The organism is Pseudomonas sp. B21-021, from assembly GCF_024749205.1.
Classification (GTDB): domain Bacteria; phylum Pseudomonadota; class Gammaproteobacteria; order Pseudomonadales; family Pseudomonadaceae; genus Aquipseudomonas; species Aquipseudomonas paraglycinae.
This window is the reverse complement of sequence record NZ_CP087192.1, coordinates 1,722,622-1,743,820: the sequence shown is the minus strand read 5'-3', so window position 1 is coordinate 1,743,820 and position 21,199 is coordinate 1,722,622. Positions and strand designations below refer to the sequence as shown.

Annotated in this window: 13 protein-coding genes; all 13 read right to left on the bottom strand. The window is 60.8% G+C overall.

Annotated elements, in window-relative coordinates:
* Nucleotides 1–36: 36 nt before the first annotated feature.
* Nucleotides 37–774, bottom strand: a complete 738-nt coding sequence (locus LOY31_RS07800) for a cephalosporin hydroxylase family protein (RefSeq protein WP_007958324.1) — start codon at nt 772–774, stop codon at nt 37–39.
* 17 nt (nt 775–791) lie between these two features.
* Entirely contained in the window at nt 792–1,865 is a 1,074-nt protein-coding gene (locus LOY31_RS07795) for a class I SAM-dependent methyltransferase (protein WP_258713073.1), read from the bottom strand.
* Entirely contained in the window at nt 1,862–2,713 is an 852-nt protein-coding gene (locus tag LOY31_RS07790; protein ID WP_258713072.1) for an NAD(P)-dependent oxidoreductase, read from the bottom strand. Before LOY31_RS07790 ends, LOY31_RS07795 begins: the two co-directional genes overlap by 4 nt.
* Nucleotides 2,710–3,936, bottom strand: a complete 1,227-nt coding sequence (locus LOY31_RS07785) for a class I SAM-dependent methyltransferase (protein WP_258713071.1) — start codon at nt 3,934–3,936, stop codon at nt 2,710–2,712. The genes LOY31_RS07790 and LOY31_RS07785 overlap by 4 nt, the downstream gene beginning before the upstream one ends.
* Entirely contained in the window at nt 3,933–4,493 is a 561-nt protein-coding gene (gene rfbC, locus LOY31_RS07780) for a dTDP-4-dehydrorhamnose 3,5-epimerase (RefSeq protein WP_007958330.1), read from the bottom strand. Before rfbC ends, LOY31_RS07785 begins: the two co-directional genes overlap by 4 nt.
* A complete protein-coding gene (gene rfbG, locus LOY31_RS07775; protein WP_258713070.1) occupies nt 4,490–5,572 on the bottom strand; it encodes a CDP-glucose 4,6-dehydratase in 1,083 nt (360 codons plus the stop codon). Before rfbG ends, rfbC begins: the two co-directional genes overlap by 4 nt.
* Nucleotides 5,554–6,327 carry a glucose-1-phosphate cytidylyltransferase gene (gene rfbF, locus LOY31_RS07770; RefSeq protein ID WP_085605742.1) on the bottom strand — a complete coding sequence of 258 codons (774 nt, stop codon included), beginning with the start codon at nt 6,325–6,327 and terminating at the stop codon, nt 5,554–5,556. Before rfbF ends, rfbG begins: the two co-directional genes overlap by 19 nt.
* A gap of 246 nt (nt 6,328–6,573) precedes the next feature.
* Nucleotides 6,574–8,607, bottom strand: a complete 2,034-nt coding sequence (locus tag LOY31_RS07765) for a calcium-binding protein (protein WP_258713069.1) — start codon at nt 8,605–8,607, stop codon at nt 6,574–6,576.
* A 97-nt stretch (nt 8,608–8,704) separates the two neighbouring features.
* Nucleotides 8,705–12,301 (bottom strand): calcium-binding protein, encoded by a 3,597-nt coding sequence (locus LOY31_RS07760; protein WP_258713068.1) that lies wholly within the window; start codon nt 12,299–12,301, stop codon nt 8,705–8,707.
* A gap of 228 nt (nt 12,302–12,529) precedes the next feature.
* Entirely contained in the window at nt 12,530–16,126 is a 3,597-nt protein-coding gene (locus LOY31_RS07755; protein ID WP_258713067.1) for a glycosyltransferase, read from the bottom strand.
* A 117-nt stretch (nt 16,127–16,243) separates the two neighbouring features.
* Entirely contained in the window at nt 16,244–17,815 is a 1,572-nt protein-coding gene (locus LOY31_RS07750) for a flagellar hook-associated protein 3 (RefSeq protein ID WP_221533354.1), read from the bottom strand.
* A gap of 13 nt (nt 17,816–17,828) precedes the next feature.
* Nucleotides 17,829–19,874, bottom strand: a complete 2,046-nt coding sequence (flgK, locus tag LOY31_RS07745; protein ID WP_258713066.1) for a flagellar hook-associated protein FlgK — start codon at nt 19,872–19,874, stop codon at nt 17,829–17,831.
* A 21-nt stretch (nt 19,875–19,895) separates the two neighbouring features.
* Nucleotides 19,896–21,188, bottom strand: coding sequence for a flagellar assembly peptidoglycan hydrolase FlgJ (flgJ, locus tag LOY31_RS07740; protein ID WP_258713065.1), 1,293 nt, complete (start codon nt 21,186–21,188; stop codon nt 19,896–19,898).
* Nucleotides 21,189–21,199: the final 11 nt, after the last annotated feature.

Below are 21,199 nucleotides of genomic sequence, written 5' to 3'. Positions count from 1 at the left end.
CGACTCGCCGAGACAACGCTTTGGTGATGTTGCGAATTAACGAACGCGACGCAGATAGCCGTCCGGCGCCACGGTGATCAGCAGCTTGTTCTGCAGCTGAACGTCGATCTCGAAATCCTTGTTCTCTTCCAGGTATTTCCACACGGCGGTCTTCGGGTTGTCGCCCGGACCCCATGGACGATCCGGGAAGAAATCGGCCGGCATGTCTTCAACCACGGTGTCCATCACCACGCAGTAGCTGTCGACCGAAACCAGTGGCGCGTAGAGGCGCAGCTCTTCGAGTACGTGGTCGTGGGTGTGGTTGGAATCGAGCACCAGAATGACTTTCTTGCCTTCGGCAGCCGCGCGGACCTGGGCAGCGATGGCCGGGTCGATGCTCGATCCTTCGATCATCTTGATGCGCTTGCTCATCGGGTGGCTTTCGATGGCTTCACGGTTGTGCGGACGAATGTCCAGATCGATGCCCAGCACTTCACCGTGACCTTGCAGTTCCAGCAGGGAGGCGTAGTAGATGATCGAACCGCCGTGGGCGATGCCGCACTCGATGACCAGATCCGGCTTCACCTGCCAGATGATTTCCTGCATGGCCATCATGTCTTGCGGCAGCTGGATGATCGGACGGCCCATCCACGAGAAGTGGTAGCTGTACTTGTGCTTGGCCGATTCGTTGAAGAAATCGCGGGCCAGGCCCGTCAGTTTCTGGTCGTCACCCTGCTGGGCGATCTGCTCGCGGCATTCGGCTTCAAAAGCTTTGTTGATGCTGTTGTCGGTCATTTTCAAAATCTCAAGGGTCACTGGAACGAAGCGCTGTCGACGGCGTGATAGACGTAACGTCCACCGGTCATCCGCTTGATCTCTTCGAGGTAATTGGAATTCATCACAAACAGGTTGGCGCCCTCGGGCAAGGCGTCCATCGCCTCTTGCGGCGAGGACACCCGGGCGCCACTCAGGGGCAGGTAACGCCCCTGCTTGGCCGGGTTGATATCGACCACGCGATCCACCGCCACACCGGCGCGTTGCAGGAACAGCGAATAGATCACGCCTTTGGACGAGGCGCCCCAGATCGCCGAACCCTGCTCGGGTGCGCCCTGGATGATCTGCACCGCGCGCTCGAGGCTGGCGGTGAAATCGTCCGGCAAGGCCAGGCGTGGCACCGGTTGTTCCGGGGTCAGGCGCAACGTGGCGAGGTCAGCGACGATGTACAGGTACTGGCCGCCGAACAGGTGACCGGCCTCGTGCACGGTGCCGAACATCCGGCGCAGGTCATCGAGGCGGAAGTAATTGACGTGCTCGTAGAACAGGTCGAACCAGGCGCGGTGTTCGAGGATCCAGTCGAAGCACGGCACTTCGATGTAGATCTGCCCGCCGCCCTGATTGGCTTCGGCGATCACCGCCAGAAAGCTCAGCGGATCCTGAATATGTTCCAGCACATGACGCAACACGATGGCGTCCGCCTCAAGGCCCAGGCCTCGGGTGAACGGGGCCTTGATCACGTCGGTGTTCTCGCCTTCGTAGGCCGGATCAATGCCAGTGATGCGGTAGCCCAGACCTTTGAGCAGCTCCAGGAAATAGCCTTTGCCGCAGCCGACTTCGATCAGTTCCTGACCCTTGAAGTGCCGGGCAATGATGCCTTCGACATCGCCCAGGTGCTTCTGGAACTGGCCGGAATGCGCCTGTTCGTTCTGGTAGTCGGCGTCGTAGCTGAGCTTGTCGGCGTCGAACGCCGCATTGAAGATCAGACCGCTGCGCTCATCCTGCACCAGCAACATGTCGGCGCTGGCCGATGCCTTCGCCGATTCGGGATCGGCAAAGGTGCGGTTCTGCAGCACCGGCAGGTCGGTGACCCGATACAACTCGTGCCTCATTGCGGCTCTCCCAATAACTGTTGCAAGCGCTCGGTCACCGCCCAGAACGCCAGCGGTTCGTGGGTCGGATACGGGTAATGGCCGAGGTTCAGGCCGATGGTCGCGCCGCGCTCACGCACGCGCTGTTCGACCAGCGCCCGCACCGAAACCGGCTGGCCGCTGGCGCAGTTGATCGTGCCGTCGAAATCGCGTTTGTGCAGGATCGCGGCGAGGTACGCGGTGGCCGTTTCAATCGCCAGGAAGTCCCGCAGCTGTTCACCGGCCGACATGTTGAACGTCGCATCGCCGGCATCGATTGCCCGGTCCAGCGCCGCCAACAGACTGTTGGGGTTCTGCCCGGCGCCGTGCAGGTAGAACAGCCGTGCCCATTGCAGGGTGAACGAATGCTCCTGCTGCAGATTCTGCAAAAACAGGTGCAGGGTGTGTTTGGCCAGACCGTAAGGATTGGCCGGCTGCGCGTCGTTCTGTTCGCTCAGCGGGCCGCTCTGCATGCCGTATTCGAAGCAGGTGCCGGTCACCAGCACCTGCTTCACGCCCGCCTCTACCGCGCCTTTGATGAAGCGATAGTCGGCCATCAGGTTGTGCTCGAAATGGAACAGCGCCCGATAGTTTGGCAACCCCGGCCAGGCCAGGTGCGCGAGTGCATCGACGCAATCGGTCAGCGCCGCGACATCCAGATCCGTCGCGTGAATATCCGCGCTCACGAACTCGACGTCATTGATCCACGGCATGTCCGCGGCTTTCTGCGCGTCGCGCGCAACCGCCCGCACCGTGCAGCCACGGGCCAGCAACGCTGCGACCAGATGCCGACCGACGAAACCCGTGGCCCCGGTGACCAGAACCTTCACAGCACGCTCAACTCAGGCACGGCGATCACGAAGCGTCCGTCCCACTGACGCACCTGGGCCAGTTGCTGACTGACTTCGTGCAGCAGGTTCCATGGCAGCACCAGCACGTAATCCGGCTTCTCGATATCGATCTGCGCCGGCGCGACAATCGGGATGCGGCTGCCCGGCATGAACTTGCCCTGCTTGTGCGGGTTGGCATCGGCGACCCAGGCCAGCAGATCCGGTTTGACACCGGCGTAGTTGAGCAAGGTATTGCCTTTGGCAGCGGCGCCGTAACCGACCACACGCTTGCCATCGGCCTTGGCCTGCAACAGGAAACGCAGCAGGTCATGCTTGATGCGTTCGGCAGCCGGCGCCAGCGTCGCGTAGTACCCGGTGGTTTTCACCCCGGCGTCGAGCTCGGCCTGCAACTGCTGTTGCACGGCCGGCTGCACGGCGCGGCGTTCGCCATCCTTGCGCTGGACGAACACCCGCAGCGATCCGCCGTGGGTGGTCAGCTGGCTGACGTCGAACACTTCCAGGCCGTTGCGTTCGCACAGCGTCTGCACGGCAGTCAGGGACAGGTACGAATAGTGTTCGTGATACAGCGTGTCGAACTGCGCGCCCGCCATCAGCGTCAGCAGTTGCGGGAATTCGAAGGTGGCGACGCCGGTCGACTTGAGCAGCGTGGCGAAACCACCGAGGAAATCGTTGATGTCCGGCACGTGAGCGAGCACGTTGTTGGCGGCCATCAGGTCGGCGGCCCAGCCTTCGCTTTTCAGCTGGGCGGCGGTGTCGCGACCGAAGAACAGTTCACGGATCTCCAGGCCTTTTTCCCGTGCCGCCTGCGCGGTGCTGCGGGTCGGCTCGACGCCCAGGCACTGGATGCCGCGACCGGCCACGTATTGCAGCAGGTAGCCGTCGTTGGCCGCGACTTCCACCACCCGACTGTCGGCGGTCAGGCCGAAGCGCTCGACCATCTCGGCCACATAACGCTCGGCGTGGGCCAGCCAGGTGCTGGAGAACGAACTGAAGTAAGCGTATTCGGCATCGAACAGGCTGTCGGCAGAGGTGTAATCCTCGGTCTGCACCAGCCAGCACTCCTGGCACACGGCGACCTTCAGCGGCACCCATTGTTCGGCCTGCTCCAGCCGATCGGCATGCACATAGGCGTTGGACGGTGGCGAGGTGCCGAGGTCGATCAGCGGCAGGCTCAGCGGTGCGGCGCACCCACGGCAGTTCATAGACGCACTCCAGCAAAGTGTTGATCGAGCGCGGGATGGCTGGAATCACGCGCTGACAAATTATTGACAGGCAACGGCCAGGCGATCGCCAGCCGTGGATCGTTCACCGACAGACCGCCCTCGTGCTCCGGCGCGTAATCGGCGCTGTGCAGGTAAAGCAGTTCGGCGTCTTCGGTGAGGGTCTGGAAACCATGAGCGAAGCCGGCCGGAATCAGCAGGCTGCGACCGTCACCGGCCTTCAGGTGCTCGGCGTGCCAGTGCAGGAAGGTTTCGGAATCCGGGCGCAGGTCTACCGCCACGTCCCACACTTCACCGCGCAGGCAGGTGATCAACTTGGCTTCCGGCGCGTTGGCATTCTGATAATGCAGGCCACGCACGCTGCCCTTTTCGCGGGTGCAGGAATGGTTGATCTGACGAATGTGAAATTCACTGCCGAACGCCTTCAAACTGCCTTCGCAGAACAGTCGGGCGAAGTGCCCGCGCTGGTCTTCGAAGCGTTTGTGCTGGACGCTGAACAACCCGGCCAGCGGCAACGGTTTCAAGGAAAACTCGCTCACAACGCGCCCCGGTACAGGTTAAGTTGGCCGAGGGTCACGGTGCGCATGTCGTCGCCGTTCTGCCACGCCAGGTGCCAGTCGAGGGTCTGGGTCAGGCATTGCTGCAACGACCAGCGCGGCTGCCAGCCCAACACCTGACGGGCGCGGCTGCTGTCCAGGCGCAGCAGACCAGCTTCGTGCAGGTCACTCTTTTCGAGGCGCAGGCCACGGGCCTGTGGCCAGCGGTTGGCGAGCAGTTCGACCACTTCGCCGACGCTGCACATGTCCGCTTCACCCGGGCCGAAGTTCCACGCCCCGGCGTATTCCGGGCCTTGTTCGTAGAGCCCGGCGGCCAGTTGCAGGTAGCCGGCCAGCGGCTCCAGCGCGTGTTGCCACGGGCGCACGGCTTGCGGGTAACGCAGGGTCACCGGCTCGTCGGCCGACCAGGCTTTCAGGACATCGGGAATCAGTCGTTCAGGGGCGAAATCACCGCCGCCCAACACGTTGCCGGCGCGCGCGGTGGCCAGGGCCAGACCGTGCTCGGCGTACTTGTCGGCCGGGAAGAACGATGCCGCATAAGACTGCGCCAGCAACTCGCAGCACGCCTTGCTGCTGCTGTAAGGATCGTGGCCACCGAGGGCTTCGTCCTCACGGTACGGCCACAGCCATTCCTTGTTGGCGTAGACCTTGTCGGTGGTCACCAGCACGCAGGCCCGCACGCAACCGACCTGACGAATCGCTTCGAGCAGATTGAGGGTGCCCATGACGTTGCTGGAATAAGTGCCGAGCGGATCGCGATAGCCTTCGCGCACCAGCGGCTGGGCTGCCAAGTGCAGGACGATCTCCGGCTCGGTGTCAGCGATGATCTCAAGCAAGGCGCCGAGGTCACGCAGGTCGCCACGCTGATCGTTGATGCCTTCGCTCACGCGCGCCAGTTCGAACAGGCTCGGCTCGGTCGACGGATCGAGGGAAAAACCGCTGACTTGCGCGCCGAGGCTTTGCAGCCACAGGGTCAGCCAGCTGCCCTTGAAACCGGTGTGACCGGTGACCAGAACCCGCTTGCCGCGCCAGAACTCAGGACTCAGGCCCATTGCTTCCATGGGGCCTCCCCGCTCTGCCACAGTGCTTCGAGATGGTTCTTGTCGCGCAGGGTATCCATTGGATGCCAGAAACCTTCGTGTTCGAAGGCTTTGAGTTGTTCGTCCTGGGCCAACTGAGCCAGGGGCTCCGCTTCCCAGGTGGTTTCGTCACCGGCGATGTACGACAGGACTTTTGGCGACAGCACGAAGAAGCCGCCATTGATCCAGCCGCCGTCGCCGCGCGGTTTTTCGGTGAAGCCGAGGACCTGATCGCCATGGCGCTCAAGGGCGCCGTAGCGGCCCGGCGGCTGCACGGCGGTGACGGTCGCCAGACGGCCGTGACCCTTGTGGTAGTCAACGAGTTGCGCAATGTTGATGTCGGAGACGCCGTCGCCGTAGGTGAAGCAGAACGCCTCTTCATCCTTGAGGTAACGGCCGGCACGCAGCAGACGGCCACCGGTCATGGTTTCCTCGCCGGTGTCGATCAGGGTGACGCTCCACGGCTCGCTGTAGTTCTGGTGCACGTCCATGCGGTTGTTGCGCATGTCGAACGTGACGTCGGAGGTGTGCAGGAAGTAGTTGGCGAAGAAGTCCTTGATCGCGTAGCCCTTGTAGCCGAGGCAGATCACGAAGTCGTGGATTCCGTGGGCGGAATACTGCTTCATGATGTGCCAGAGAATTGGCTTGCCGCCGATCTCGATCATTGGCTTGGGCTTGAGGTGCGACTCTTCACTGATGCGCGTGCCGAGGCCACCCGCCAAAATAACTGCCTTCATCGTCTCCCCTCTTCTACGTCACAGGGCTCGGCCTCGCTGCTGCAGGCCTTTGCGGCTGAACCTTTGCCAGTCCGGGCGCAGGTGAATGACCGCGAGCGCTCGTTTTATGGCGATTTGAGGGGGACTTGCAGGAAACGCGCCAGCTCCGCCAGCACCGCGTCGGCGAGGAAATGCAGGCATGAAAAAAGGGATGAATCCGTTGCCGGACTCATCCCTTCATCAAGCTACTTCAATCAATCGGGCGGATCAGCCAAACATCGCGAACCCATCGATCGTGGCCGGCAGGTCGTAGACCTGACCGTCAGCGGTCTGCAGATGCTCGATTTTGTTGTACCCGGCATACCCGGGATACCCGGCAGACTCGGCGTACCAGCCTTGCAGTTTCACGCCGCTGTCGGGAACGCCGACGCTGCCGTCGTTGGCGCCATGCAGATAGGCGTCATCACCGATGCGGGTGACGTTCAACTGGCTGATATTGGCAATGGTGTTCAGGATCAGGGTGTCATTGATATCCCAGCCCTCGTCCTGAATCGATACCAGCCCGGTGGTCTTCACGATGTAGGTATCGTCACCCATACCGCCCAGTGCGATGCCGCCAGTGCCCGATTGCCCCGGGAGATTGAGGTTCAGCACGTCGTTGCCGCTGCCACCGGACAACAGATAGCTATTGCCGGTGCCGGTGAGCACGTCATAACCGTCATCACCAAAGGCACTGCCGTCGTGGACCGTGATGGTGTCACTGCCCTGATCACCGTGGGCCACTGTACCCAGGTCATTCACGGCGCTGACGATAACATCATCGCCCGAGCCGCCAGACAGCGTGTCGGCCTGCGCGGCATCTCCATCGAGACCTGATTTCAGTCCGCCGTAGAGGTGATCGTTGCCATCGTTGCCATTGATCACATCGTCGCCGTTGCCACCTTCCAGGATCGCGTCCTCGCGGCCGGCATCCATCACATCGTTGAAACGACTGCCTTGCAGACCTTCGACGTCGTAATACATGTCCCCTTCAGCTGTACCGTTCTGGCCAATCCTCCACAGGTTGACCACCACACCCGTATCGCTGTCGTCATAGCTGACGATGTCCGTTCCCGCGCCACCGATGAAGACATCCCGTCCGGCGCCACCGTAGAACAGGTCATTGCCGCTGCCGCCGAAGATGTGGTTGTCGGAATCGTTGCCATAACCGGTGAAATCGGCCGTGCCGGTGTAGGTCATTTTCTCGATGAACGGGTCCATTTTCATGACCGACAGGCTGGTGTACAGCTCGTCATAGCCCATGCCTGAGTCTGACTCGATGATGGTCACACCCTCGCTGTTGATCGTGTAGACGTCGCTGCCCCAGCCACCTTCGAAGGTCACGCCACCGGAGTTGGCGGTGAAGTGATCGTCCAGGTTCGTTCCGACAACCTTTTCCACATTGATAAAGGTGTCGCCTTCGGCGTAACCGCCGGAACCGAAGCCCTTGCCATCACGAAACTCGATGCTGACCGCATCGTTGGAAGGGCTGTAATCGACGGCGTCAAAGCCATCGGCACCGTCCATGACCATCGTGCTTGCGCCCGCGAAGATCACATCGTTGAAGTTCGAACCCTGCACGGCCTCGATGCTCGAGTAGGTATCGCCCCATGCAATGCCGGTGGCGCCCCAAATGCTGGAGAGTTCGATACTGACGCCTTCAAGGCTGTCGGTGTAGCTGACGGTGTCGAATCCTTCACCGCCAAAGAACTGATCGCCACCGTCACCGCCCCACAGAATGTCATTGCCGGCACCTGCGATAATCACGTTCGCCCCGGCATTGCCGTAACCCTTGAAGTCGCCGGTGCCAGTGAATGTCATCTTGTCGAGGAACGGGTCCATCTTCTGGATGTTGACGCTGGTGCGCAATTCGTCATAACCGCCGTACTCGTCTTCGATAATCGACACGCCTTCGCTGCCGACGATGTACACATCATCGCCGTTATCGCCTGCCAGCGTGACGCCGGCGATCGAACTGGCGAGGGTGTCACCGTGGGCGCTGCCGATGACTTTTTCGATGCCAACCAGGGTATCGACGGAGCCGCCCGCCTTGGAGACAGTGGCCAGTCCCTCGCGGAAATCGACGCTGACGCCTTGCGGCATCACCTGATAACTCACCGAATCGAACCCTTCTCCGCCATCCAGCAGATCGGACCCCGCGGTCCCCCAGATCTGATCATCCGACTCCAGTCCGTAGAGTTCGTCATTGCCTTCACTGCCGCTCATGAGGTCGGCTTCACTCGTTCCATAAATCACTGACATCTGCTACTTCCTTGCGTGGTTGAAAACCGGTTTGATCCCTCAGCTGCCGAGTGCACACCTGCAGCCGCATTGCGATTGCAGGTGTGCGATTCAGTGGTCAGCCAAACATCGCGAACGCATCACTGTTAGCCGGCAGATTGATGGTCTGCTTATCGGCTGTCACGATCTGCTCGATGGTGTCGGAACCGGCAAACCAGTCCTTCAGGCGCACGCCCTCGTCTGGCGTCTGACCGGCTGAAACGCTGTAACGGTGCAGATAGAGGTCATCGCCGACACGGTCGACTTGCAGTTCCGAAGCGCGAATGTACGACAGCACAATCTTGTCGCCACGGCTGGTGCCATTGTCCTGAAGGGTGACCAATGCCGAAGTGTCGATTGTGTAGGTATCGTCACCTTCACCACCGAAGGCCGAACCGCCGGACTTCAGTATCAGATTGTCATTGCCTTCACCACCGTCGGCCATGCCATGAAACACGGTGATGGTGTCATCGCCCGCTTCGCCATACGCACGGCTGCCGGTGTCGTTGGCCGCGGTGAGAATCGTGTCGTTGCCATTGCCGCCGTAGAGCGTGTCAGCCTGAGCTCCTGCATTGGGTGCCGAACTGGCTAACGGCCCGGCCACGGAAACCAGGCCTCCATAAATGAAGTCGGCACCGTCGCCGCCATAAATCACGTCGTTACCGGTGTTGCCCTCAAGAAAATCGACGGCCGAACTTCCGGTCAACGTATCGTTGAATTGGCTGCCGATCACTCGCTCGATATTGAGTAGCACATCACCTTGAGCATCGGCGCCTTCGTTGATGTTGGTCTGCAGATTGATGTTCACAGCGGCATTGCTGTTGATGTACCAGGCGGTGTCATGCCCTTCACGCCCATCGATCAGGTCCGCACCGGAGCCACCGATGAAGTTGTCACCGAATGCGGTTCCGGACAGGGTGTCGTTGAAGCTGCTGCCCTGGAAAAACTCGATTCCGGTGTAGGTATCACCGGCCGCATCACCCGCATTGACCTTGGTTTTCAAATCAATGGTGACAGCGCTATCGGATTGCTCGTAGCTGACCATGTCCATGCCCGCCAACCCGTCAAAGGCCATGGCTGCGCTGTCAGCGATGAAAATGTCATCGGCTATCGTGCCGCTCAATCCCTCGATGCTGACGTAGGTATCACCGGCTGCAATCCCGGAGTGGATCCCGGTTTTCAGGTTGATGGTCACGCCGATGGTGGTGTCGGTGTAGCCGACCGTGTCGAATCCGGCTCCACCGATGAACCGGTCGGCACCGGCACCGCCATAGAGCGTGTCGTTGCCGGAACCGCCGGTGATGATGTTGTCGATCGCATTGCCGTAGCCCGTGAAGGCGCCAGTACCGGTATACGTCAGAATTTCGACGTTAGCCCTCAGACTTTGCTGTCCGAATGTCGTACGCACCTCGTCAATGCCACCGTCGACCTTCTCGATCACCTCGCTGACATTGGTGCCATTGATGTAATAAACATCGTCACCCGCACCGCCTTCCAGGGTCATGGTCCCGCCCGCGACATAGAACGTGTCGTTGAACGCTGTGCCGATCACCTTCTCGATGTTGGTCAAGGTGTCGCCCTGAGCATCTCCACCGATGCCGGCACGGCCGGTGCCACTGGCTACGAGTTCGATGTTGATCGCTTCAGCAGACGTTGAATAATCCACCGCATCTGCCAGCCCGTCACTACCGTCAAAAGCAAACACCCGGCTGTCGGCAACAAAGATGTCATTGACGCTCGATCCCTTGATCACCTCGATGTCGGTGTAGGTATCCCCCGCTGCAATCCCGGAATTGACCCCGGTCTTGAAGTTGAGCGTTACACCCACGGTGCTGTCGGTGTAGTCCACGGTGTCTCTGCCCGCACCACCGATGAATTGGTCCGCGCCAGCGCCGCCCTGGAAAATATCGTTACCGATGCCGCCCGTGATGATGTTATCGCTGGCGTTGCCAAATCCGGAAAAGTTGACGGTTCCGGTATAGGTCAGTCGTTCGACGTTGGCCGACAGGTATTGAACTTCATAATTGGTACGGACCTCGTCATTTCCGCCGCCAGCCTGCTCGATCACCGTGGCGACCCGCGTACCGTTGATGATGTAAACATCGTCACCTGCACCGCCTTCGACGGTCACGGTCGCGCCCGCGACGTTGAACGTGTCGTTGAAGGCCGTGCCAATCACCTTCTCGATGCTGGTCAAGGTATCGCCCTGAGCATCACCACCGATGCCGGCACGACTGGTGCCACTGGCTACGAGTTCGACATTGATCGCCTCGGCAGACGTCGAGTAATCCACCACGTCAGCCGCTCCGCCACTACCGTCAAAAGCAAACACCCGGCTGTCGGCAACAAAGATGTCATTGACGCTCGATCCCTTGATCACCTCGATGTCGGTGTAGGTATCCCCCGCTGCGATCCCGGAATTGACCCCGGTCTTGAAGTTGAGCGTTACACCCACGGTGCTGTCGGTGTAGTCCACGGTGTCTCTGCCCGCACCACCGATGAATTGGTCCGCGCCGGCGCCGCCCTGGAAAATATCGTTGCCGATGCCGCCCGTGATGATGTTATCGCTGGCGTTGCCAAATCCGGAAAAACTGGCGGTTCCGGTGTAAGTCAGTCGTTCGACGTTGGCCGACAGGTATTGAATTGCATAATTGGTACGGACTTCGTCATTTCCGCCTCCAGCCTGCTCGATCACCGTGCTGACAACGGTGTCGTTGATGATGTAGACATCGTCACCCGCACCGCCTTGCAGGACCACGGTACCGCCCGCCACATTGAACGTGTCGTTGAACGCGGTGCCGATCACCTTCTCGATGCCGGTCAAGGTGTCGCCCTGAGCATCACCACCGATGCCGGCACGGCCGGTACCATTGGTTACGAGTTCGACATTGATCGCCTCGGCAGACGTCGAATAATCCACCACGTCAGCCGTACCGGCGCCGCCGTCAAAAGCAAACACCCGGCTATCGGCGACAAAGGTATCGTTGCCGCTCGAGCCGAGGATTCGTTCAATGCCGGTGTAGGTATCGCCCGCCGCGATGCCGCTGTTGACACCGGTTTTCAGGTTGATGCTGACGCCGACAGTACTGTCGCCGTAGCTGGCGGTATCGATGCCGGCGCCACCGATAAATTGATCGGCGCCCGCGCCTCCATAGAACAGATCGTTACCGACACCACCGGTAATAATGTTGTCGCTGGCATTGCCCCAGCCGACGAATGCCCCGGTGCCGGTATAGGTCAGACGCTCGACGTTCGCGCTCAGGTAGATCTGGCCGAAGCTGGAACGCACCTCGTCGTCGCCACCACCTGCCTGCTCGATCACCGTACCGCCATTGTCGAGGATGTAGACGTCATTACCGGCGCCGCCTTCAAAGGTGAACGTGCCCTTCTGCGCCGTGAACGTGTCGTTGAATGCGCTACCGATAACCTTCTCGATATTGGTCAGGGTATCGCCCTGGGCATCGCCGCCGGTACTGGCAAGACCTGCAAGGTTTACATTGACCGCCGCTGAGGACGCCGAGTAATCGACGGTATCGGCGTTTCCATCACCACCATCGATCTTGTCAGCTCCGGCACTGCCCCTGATGAGATCATTACCCGCCAGACCGTTGATCTCATCATCACCCGAAGTACCGTTCAGCGTATCCGCGCCGCTTGTTCCGTTTATGACTGCCATCGTTTCTTCCTTGCCTTTGTATGAACCGGTACCTGTCAGCGTGGCGAACGCACTTGATCGCGGCGCACCGCTCGTTAAGCGAATCTGTTGATATCGACAGAAAAATCCCAACGCTTGAGTGCGCCGACAAAAAAAAGTATCGCGATTGATACAAATACGTTTTTTGCAGCGCAAAAAAACAGGCGACTCGAAAGTCGCCTGTTTTGCAGAGGGTCATGCGCGAGCGGATCAGTCCGCCAGCCAGCCCGCTTCCCAGTACCGCAGGTTGTCGCCGCGCAGTACGTAGTCGCGCAGTACGACTTCACGCAGCTCATCACCCATGCGATAGCTGGCGTCCGGGTCGGCCAGGTGCATGCGGATCGCTTGCAACCACTCATCCGTGGAGTTGGTCTTGATCCGCGTGCAAGGCAAATAACCGCGATAAGCCTCGGTGTCGGTGCAGATGACCGGGTAGCCGCAAGCGCCATACTCCAGCAGGCGCAGGTTGCTCTTGCAGTCGTTGAAGATATGGAACTCCAGCGGTGCCAGGGCCAGGTCGAGGTTGAGGCTGGCCAGTTTCGCCGGGTACACGTCGAGGCCGATCACGCCATGGAACTCATGCATGTACGGACGCAGATCGTCCGGGCACATGCCGAAGAACACCCAGTCGACCTCGTTCGCCAATTCGCGAACCACATCGGCGATGACAGCAAGGTCACCGTGGTGACTGGTGCCGCCACCCCAGCCGACCCGCGGTTTTTTCGACGTGCGGCGCTGGCTGCGCAGGTCTGACCACAGGTGTTTGGCCAACATGTTCGGAACAACGCGAATATCGTTGTGCATGCTCGACAGCGCATTACCCAGCGGTGCCGTGGACACCACGACCCGGTCGCACATGCCGATCGCACGACGTACCAGCGCCTCCATCTCATCCTTGCCCGGCATGTTGCGAATGTGGGCATTGCGATGGGGAACATGGATCACGTAATCGTCGAGCTCGTAGATCCGGCGGGCATTCGAATATTTTTGCAGGCTCGGAATCTCGTTGATCGGGCCTTCGGAATATCGTCCCTGCAAAATGATCACGTCCGGCGACTGACGCTCGACCTCAATGATCGTCGGCAGGTTGTAGTGAATACGCCCCAGCGCCCGGCCGGCCGCTTCCAGCTCGATCAGCGGTTGCGTCACGCGGTAGTGACCGATGGCCGATGCGTTGACCGGCAGTGCGAGGATTTTCGGCAACTGCGGCTGCGAAAACGGGCTCCAGCCCGTGCGCAACCCCGGATCGAGACGGAAGCTTGACCCGACAATCCCGTTCAATGACAGGTTGGCGTTGTACGCAGGATCGCGCGCCACAATCGGCAGCCAGCGCTTGTAGAAGACTTCCTGCTCCTGACTGTGCAACGCCACTTCAGCGTCGCTCGCCGCTACGACCGGCTGTGCGCCGAGTGCCAGTTGGGCGAATGGTGTCCAGACCACCAGATAGCCTTCCTGACCAACGCGCAGGCACAGGTCGACCTCGTGCAGCGACTGCGCCAGGTTCTGCTCATCCAGCCCGCCGACCGCATCGAAAACCGATTTGCGCACCATCAGGCAATCGCTGCCGACTGCGCTCAGATCCTGTGCGACCAGCAGCCGGTACATGTAACCCGTCGCGTGCATCGACTCGCCGTAAAACGGCACACCCGCCGGCCCTTGCAGGCCGAGAATCAGACCGGCATGCAACACCCGGCCATCCGGGTTGAAAATCTTGGCACCCACCACGCCGACTTCCGGGCGCTGTGCGTGATTGAGCATTTCCGCCAGCCAGTCACCGTGGGTGATCACGCTGTACGGATTGAGCAGCAGCACATACTCGCCACGAGCATGGCTGACCGTGACATTGCGCACCGCCGCCACATTGTCCTGCAGCGGGCAGTCGAGGACGCGAATCCGCTCGCTGCCCAATTGCGACATGCCGTCAAACCAGGCCTTCGCCTCGGCGCTCTGGCTGCCGTTGTCGACCAGCAACAACTCATACTCGCCGTAGATGGTTTTCTCCAGCAGACTCTCGACACAACGCTGAACCGCCGCCGTCTGATCCTTGCTGACGATGACAATCGACACCAGTGGCTGGCTGGCGTGGTGGTAGTTCACCCGATTGAGCAAAGCCGAACTGCCCCGGCGGATCTCATGCGAGATGCCCAGACGGTGCAGGTGTGCTTCCAGCAATTGCGCGTTGTTGTCTGCCAGTTGCGGCTCCGACAGCCATTTGGCCAGATCGAATGCCGACTCCAGCAGAATCTCCGAAATGTGGCCGACCGCCTGCAAACCGTCGTTCTCGACCATGCGCAGCAATAAGTCGTGCGGCGCCAGTTCGCCAAGGGCGGAGTCGAAACCACCCAGCGTCAGGAAGCGTTCACGCTCGAATGCCAGCGCCCTGCCTACGTACGGATAGCTGCGCATCAGGTCCAGGTTGAAATCCGGCTTGAACACGGGCTCTGTGGATTCGCCCTGGCTCAACCCGCCTTCATCGCTGTACAGACACATCAGCGTGCGCGAAAGCGCAATGCGCTCAGCCATCACCAACAACGCCGGCACGACCAGACGATCACCGGCACGCAGCAGATAGAACCAGTCAGCGCCGTCCAGTTGCGGCAACAGTTCATTGAGCTGCTGGCGCCAGTCATCCTGTAGCGGCATGCGCACGACACGCTCATCCAACTGCGCTTCGCTGCACGATGCCGACAATACGAGGGTCAGCTCAGGCACATACTCCTGGGCTGCGAGCGATTGAAGCGTCAACTCCAGGGCAGAAACGCTGTCCTGCTCGTCGATGATCACCGGCACGATCTTCGGAATGCGCGGCCAGTTGGCCATCGTCTCCGGCAACAGCTCGCGCTGCCCTTCTGTCAGGCTTCGGCACGCCAGCCATTGTGCGTACAACTGAGCAAAACTGACGCTGGCGATACCGACGTGCCAATCCTGGGTCGTCTGCTTGGTGCCCAGAGTCCGGCTCAACGGCAACTCTTCCCAGACCCGAGGCGACTCCTGCGCCTTGGTGACCGGCAAATAACGCACCCAGCCCGGCGCAGGCGCTGACTCGCCGCTGCGAGCCTTGAGCATCTGGGTCAACCATTGCCGTTCGACCATTGTCGCATCGCGCATCGCTTGCTGAGCGCTCAAGCGCTCGGGGTACAGGCGCTCGACGCTCAGAATGTGATTGGACACCACCATGTTGGCGCGACGCAGCAGGCACACATACAACGCAAAATCCAGGGAAGCGACAAAACAATGGCCCGGCTGTGTCAGGGCCGGCAGCAGCTCCAGCACATCGGCTCGACGGAACAGGGCATTACTGAAGCCGCCAAGAATATTGACCGGGAAGTTTTCGAAAATGGCCAGCAGGTCTTCGCCCTTGAACAGGCCGGACACCGGAGACAGCGGAGTATTTTCCAGACGCGAAGGCAGCGGCAGATCGTCGGCATCCCAGAACAGTCGCTGGGCCAACACCAGATTGACATCTTTCTGATCGATGAGCGTTTGTGCCTGACTTTCGATGCACGTGATAAACAACTGATCATCGTCGCACAGGAACTTGATGAACTCACCCTGCGCCTGTTCCAGGCACGCCTGGAAGTTGCCGACCATCCCCAGAGTGTGCGGATTACGCACATAGCGCACGGCAAACCCGGTTCTTTCGACGGTCGATACGACAACCGCTTCGATCTCGTCGCCACGGCTGTCGTCGCAGACAATGATCTCGAGATTGCCGTAGCTTTGGCTCACGGCACTGTTCAAGGCCCGTTCGAAAAAACGCGGATTGAAGGCAGGGATGACGAGGCTGACAAGGGGAAGTGAATTCACGGCGGACTCGCAAGCGGCGGGAACCCGCCCGGAACAGCGAGCCCTTTGAAACCGCAAAAAAAAGACGATTGATACAGAGCGGTCAGAGCAAACGGGCGCTTGCGCGCCCGTTCAGGATCAGATCTTGTTGAACAGGCCCAACTGAGAGATTTTGCTGAACGCCAGTTGCGAGGCCTGCAGCATGGTCTGCTGCAAGGTCAGGCGGGTCATCACCTCGGCCGGATCCGAATCACGGATCGTGCCCTGGGTGTTGGAGTTTGCCAGCTGCAGGCTCTCGTTGGTGGTGCTCTGGTCATCCAGCGACTGCCCGCGGGCACCGATGGACGTCACCGCGCTGCCGATCTGGTTGGCGGCGCTGTCGATGTTGCCGAGGCCGGCTTCCATGGCACCCTGGAATTTCTGCTTGGCAACCGGATCACCGTCGATCGGAGTGTTCAGCGCCGTGACCATCTGGCCCAGGGTGTCGAGCACGTTCTGGGTCTGGTGGTTGTTGGACTGGATCGAGAACTGGTCACCGGCCGCCGGTGTGCCACCGAGGGCGAAGGTCACACCCGCTGCCGTGGCGTTGCCACCGGCCACGGTACCCGACGAGATCGGCTTGCTGTCGGCAGTGACAGGCGCCGCGTACAGGTCGAACGCGGTGGCGCTGGTGAACTTCAGGACTGCGCCGCCACCCGACGGGAAAGCCGCGTCGTAGGCTGCCTGGTTGGTCACGCTGGAACCGGTGATGACTGCGGTCGACGGGTTGCCCGGGCTGCGCGAAGTGGTGAACGAGTCCGGCGAAGCCGACAACTGGAAGCTGTGACCGGCAATGACCGCGTCCGGGTTGGTATCGCCGGCCTTGAGGTTGATGTTCAACTTCATGTCGACGCCACGGAAGCTGACCGTCTGGTTCGCGCCGTTGCTGTTGCTGATCAGACCGTTCTGGCTGGCTTCGGCGGTCACGTCGTTGCCCAGGGCATCGGTGATCTTCAGCTGAGTGCTGCTGATGAAGTCCACGGTGTAAGGCTGACCGGCCGCAAACTTGGCGTTGTAGGTGGCGGCGGTGCCGATCGTACCGTTGGTCAGCACCACGCGACCGTCATCGACAGCCGGAGCCGTCATTGTGGTCTGGGTGCGGCTGGTGTTGATGGTCTGCTGGAACGCATCCCAACCAGTGGTGTTGGTGGCCACCGACAGGCCGTCGCCAATGCCCAGGTTGATCTGGGTCTGGTCACCGTTGTAGGTGTAGGTGCCATCGGCGTTCTGCGAGTACGGCGCGGTGTCGGTCTTCGAACCGGAGAACAGGTAGTTGCCGTTGGCATCCTTGGAGTTCATCAGGCCCAGCACTTGTTGCTGGATCTGGCTCAGTTCGGCGGCGTAAGCCTGACGGTCCTTATCGGTGGCGATGCCGTTGTTGGCGGCCAGACCGATTTCCTTCGCGCGCTGCAAAGCAGTGGTGATGGAGTTCAGTGTGGATTCCTGAACGGTCAGCGCGCTCTTGGTAGTGTCGATGTTGCCTTTGTACTGATCAAGCATCGCGGCCTGCTGGCCGAGCTTGAGCAAGCGACCGGCGCCGATCGGATCGTCGGCGGCGGTGTTGATGCGCTGCAGGCTGCTGGCTTCGTTCGCGGTCGCGACAGCCTTGCTGTAGTTGCGCTGATATTGAGCAGCTTGCGTCGCGTAATACTGAGCGGTGGAAATGCGCATGAATTACGACTCCTTAAAGACTGTTGATCAGCGTGGCGAAGGTTTCCTGCGCAGCTTTGATGATCTGCGAAGACGCTGTGTAGTACTGCTGATACTTGACCAGGTTGCCGGTCTCTTCGTCCAGGTTGACCTGAGACAGCGAATCACGCGCGCCCTGCGCCTGATCCAGAATGGCCGTGGTGGCTTCAATGTCGGACTTGCTTTGAGCAGCCTTGGTACCGACGTTGGTCACCAGCTTGTTGTAGGCGTCGGTCAGGCTGATGCCCTTGCTGCCCGAGCCGGTGTCCACGGTCTGCTTGGTCTGCAGGCCGACCAGCGCCTGGGCGTTGCGGTTGTCCGAAGACGCCGCGCCGGTCAGGCTCATGGTGAAGGTTTCGCCGGCTTTCGGCGTCGCGCCCACGGTGGTCTGCACGGTGAAGGTTTTCTGCACGTTCGGCGTGACGCTGGTGTCCATCACCGGAGCGCCGGTGGAGTCGACCATGCCGATCTTCAGGTTCAGGGTGTTGGCCTGCCTCGGCACGATGGTTCCGCTGCCGATGGTGTTGCCCTTGGCGTCGACCATGTTGTACGACTGGCTGCCGCTGGCGACTGCACCGAACACCAGTTTGACCGGGGTCGAATACTTGAGCGCGTTCTGCAACTCGGCCTGGGAAGTCGGGTTGTAGATGTCGATGGTGTCGGTCAGCGTCGGCTGGGTGTAAGTGCCGGAGTTGTTGGCACTGGCAACGCCGGTCAACGGTGCCGCCGCCGCGATTTTCTTCGGGTCGGTGAGCACGGTCTGGATGCTCGAGGCCGCGCCACGGGTCGGGGTCACCTTGAAGGTGTCACCGGCGCTCAGGGCACCGCCATTGAGGGCCAGAGTAAAGCCGTCGATCACCGGAGGCGGCGTGGTCGTGGTGCTGAACGAACCCATGTCGGTGCCGTCCGAGCGCTTGACCGTGTAGTTGGTCGCGCTGGTGAAAGTGACCTGGTAATCGTTGGTGGTCAGTTGGCCGGTGTCCTTGATGGTGACGTCAAGGTTGCCCGAACCCGCACTGTTGCCCGCCTGGGCAATGCTGCGCTGACTGATCAGCGCGGCACTGTTGATGTTGTTGAAAATCGCGGCGCCGAAGTCACCGTTCTTGTCGATGCCCTGGGCTTGCTGACGGTTGACCTGATCGGCGATCACCAGCGCTACACGGCCCAGTTCGTTGAGCGACGGGTCGAGCACTTCCTTGCGATAGCTCAGCAGACCGCCGATTTCGCCACCGCTGATCACCGAAGTGATGTCGATGGTGCTCGAACCGCGATCCATCTGGATGCCCATGCGCGACGGGTCATCCTTGCTCGGCACAGTGCTCAGGGTGTTGGTGGTGTTACCGACAACCAGCGGCTGACCGCTGCCGACGTAGACGTCGAAGCTGGTGCCGCGCTCGACGACCTGCGCGCCGACCAGTTGGGAGAGCTGGCGCACGGCTTCGTTACGGGTGTCGAGCAGATCGTTCGGCTGACCGCCGCTGGTGGAAATCTCGCCGATCTTCTGGTTGAGATTGGCAATCGAGGTGGCCAGCTTATTGACCTGGGCCGCCATGTCGCCAAGGTTGCCGTTGAGCGTGGTGTTCTGGTCGTTGAGCTGCTTGGCCAGGGCGTTGAAGCGGCTGGTCAGGGCTTGCGCGCCGGTCAGCACCGATTGACGGGAAGTGTCGTCGGTGGCCGAGGTCGATACGCCTTGCATCGAGGTAAAGAACTTCTGCAGCACGCCGGTCAGGCCGGTGTTGGTGTCGGACAGCGAGCCGTCCAGTGCGGTCGCCTGTGCGCCATAGGCGGCGGCTTCGCTGCTCAGCGAGGTGGCGGTGTGCAGCTGCGATTCGAGGTAGGAGTTGTACACCCGGCGCACGTCGGCGAGGGTCGTACCGGTACCGATGAACACGTTACCGTACTGAATCGAGGACTTGGTGCCCTGCACGGTTTGCTGGCGTGAATAACCGGCGGTGTCGACGTTGGCAATGTTGTTACCTGTCACAGCCAGAGAGGACGAACTCGCGGCCAACCCCGACATCCCGATATTGAGCAAACTCATGATTCAAACCTTACCTTGTGTTTATAAGGGCGTCGTTGAAACGCCGGCCGCAGCGTAGTTCTGATTGACCGTCATCTGCCTGGCAATCTGCGAAATCTTCGTCGCGTAGTTCGGGTCGGTCGCGTAACCGGCCTTCTGCAATTCGCGTACAAACTGTTCTGGGTTATCGGCCGACTTCAGCACATCTTGATAGCGATTATTGCTCTGCAGCAAAGTCACCAGATCGTGGAAGCTGTCCTTGTACGAGGCGTAGGAACGGAACTCGGCCGTCTCCTTGACCATCTGCCCGTTGCGGAATTCGCTGGTGATCGCCCGGGCCGAATCGCCCTTCCAGTTGCTGCTGGCCTTGATGCCGAACAGGTTGTGACTGCTGCTACCGTCCTGGGCGCGCATGACCGATTTGCCCCAACCGGTTTCCAGTGCAGCCTGAGCCACCAGATAACGCGGATCGACGCCAATGCGTGCGGCGGCTTCCTGGGCCATCGGCAGCATGGTGTTGACGAACTGGTCGGCGTTGCTGAACGCGCGCTTGGCCGGTGCCAACGGGATCTGCGCCATGGCGCGGCCGTAAATCTGCATCTGTCCGCCAGAGGCCTTGTCCGCCTCGGCGCGGTCCAGCCAGTCGCCGTTGTACAGCGGGCCGGAACCGGTGACAGCGGCGGTCGTGGCGCGTTGCGGCAGTTGAGTGGCCGCTGCCGGCGTGGCCGACGGCACCAGACCTGCGAGCAAGCGATCCGCCAGTTTCGGCGGCAACGCCAGACGACGCTGGTTGATCATTTCCATGTCATTGCGATGGGTCAGCTCGGTGTTCGGCGCATGCACCGAGCGCGACGCCCACAACGGACGCTCGCCATTGAGTCGCGACAACGGGCCATTGGTGGCCACGGTGCCGGCGGCAATCGGCGTGGACACGGCAGCGGCCTTGGCCTTGGCTTCTTCCTGCTTGGCGGCGGATGCGGCCGCAGCCTCGCCCGGCGCCATCGGTTTGTTCTTCGACATCTGGCGCATCAGCACGTCGGCCAGGCCGATACCCCCGCCCTCGCGGGACATGGAGACCGCCAGTTGCTGGTCGTACATTTCCTGATACTGCTTGGCGGCCGGCGTGTTGAGCGGGTTGTCCTGGCCCAGCGCTTCGGTGGCCGAACGCATCGACTTGAGCATTTCACCGAGGAACAGCGATTCGAATTCCTGCGCGACCTTGCGCATGTTTGCGTCGCTGTTCTTGTCGCCGACCTTGAGCTGGTTCAAGCGATTGAGGTCGGAGTACGAACCCGAATCGCTGCTGCTGACCAGACCGCTTTTGCGCATATCCATGGTCGCCGTCC

Excerpts from the sequence above, each read along its gene's own strand:
- LOY31_RS07800 (WP_007958324.1), bottom strand. The coding sequence starts at position 774 with ATGACCGACAACAGCATCAACAAAGCTTTTGAAGCCGAATGCCGCGAG.
- LOY31_RS07795 (WP_258713073.1), bottom strand. The coding sequence starts at position 1,865 with ATGAGGCACGAGTTGTATCGGGTCACCGACCTGCCGGTGCTGCAGAAC.
- LOY31_RS07785 (WP_258713071.1), bottom strand. The coding sequence starts at position 3,936 with ATGAACTGCCGTGGGTGCGCCGCACCGCTGAGCCTGCCGCTGATCGAC.
- rfbG (WP_258713070.1), bottom strand. The coding sequence starts at position 5,572 with ATGGAAGCAATGGGCCTGAGTCCTGAGTTCTGGCGCGGCAAGCGGGTT.
- rfbF (WP_085605742.1), bottom strand. The coding sequence starts at position 6,327 with ATGAAGGCAGTTATTTTGGCGGGTGGCCTCGGCACGCGCATCAGTGAA.
- LOY31_RS07765 (WP_258713069.1), bottom strand. The coding sequence starts at position 8,607 with ATGTCAGTGATTTATGGAACGAGTGAAGCCGACCTCATGAGCGGCAGT.
- LOY31_RS07760 (WP_258713068.1), bottom strand. The coding sequence starts at position 12,301 with ATGGCAGTCATAAACGGAACAAGCGGCGCGGATACGCTGAACGGTACT.
- LOY31_RS07750 (WP_221533354.1), bottom strand. The coding sequence starts at position 17,815 with ATGCGCATTTCCACCGCTCAGTATTACGCGACGCAAGCTGCTCAATAT.
- flgK (WP_258713066.1), bottom strand. The coding sequence starts at position 19,874 with ATGAGTTTGCTCAATATCGGGATGTCGGGGTTGGCCGCGAGTTCGTCC.
- flgJ (WP_258713065.1), bottom strand. The coding sequence starts at position 21,188 with ATGGATATGCGCAAAAGCGGTCTGGTCAGCAGCAGCGATTCGGGTTCG.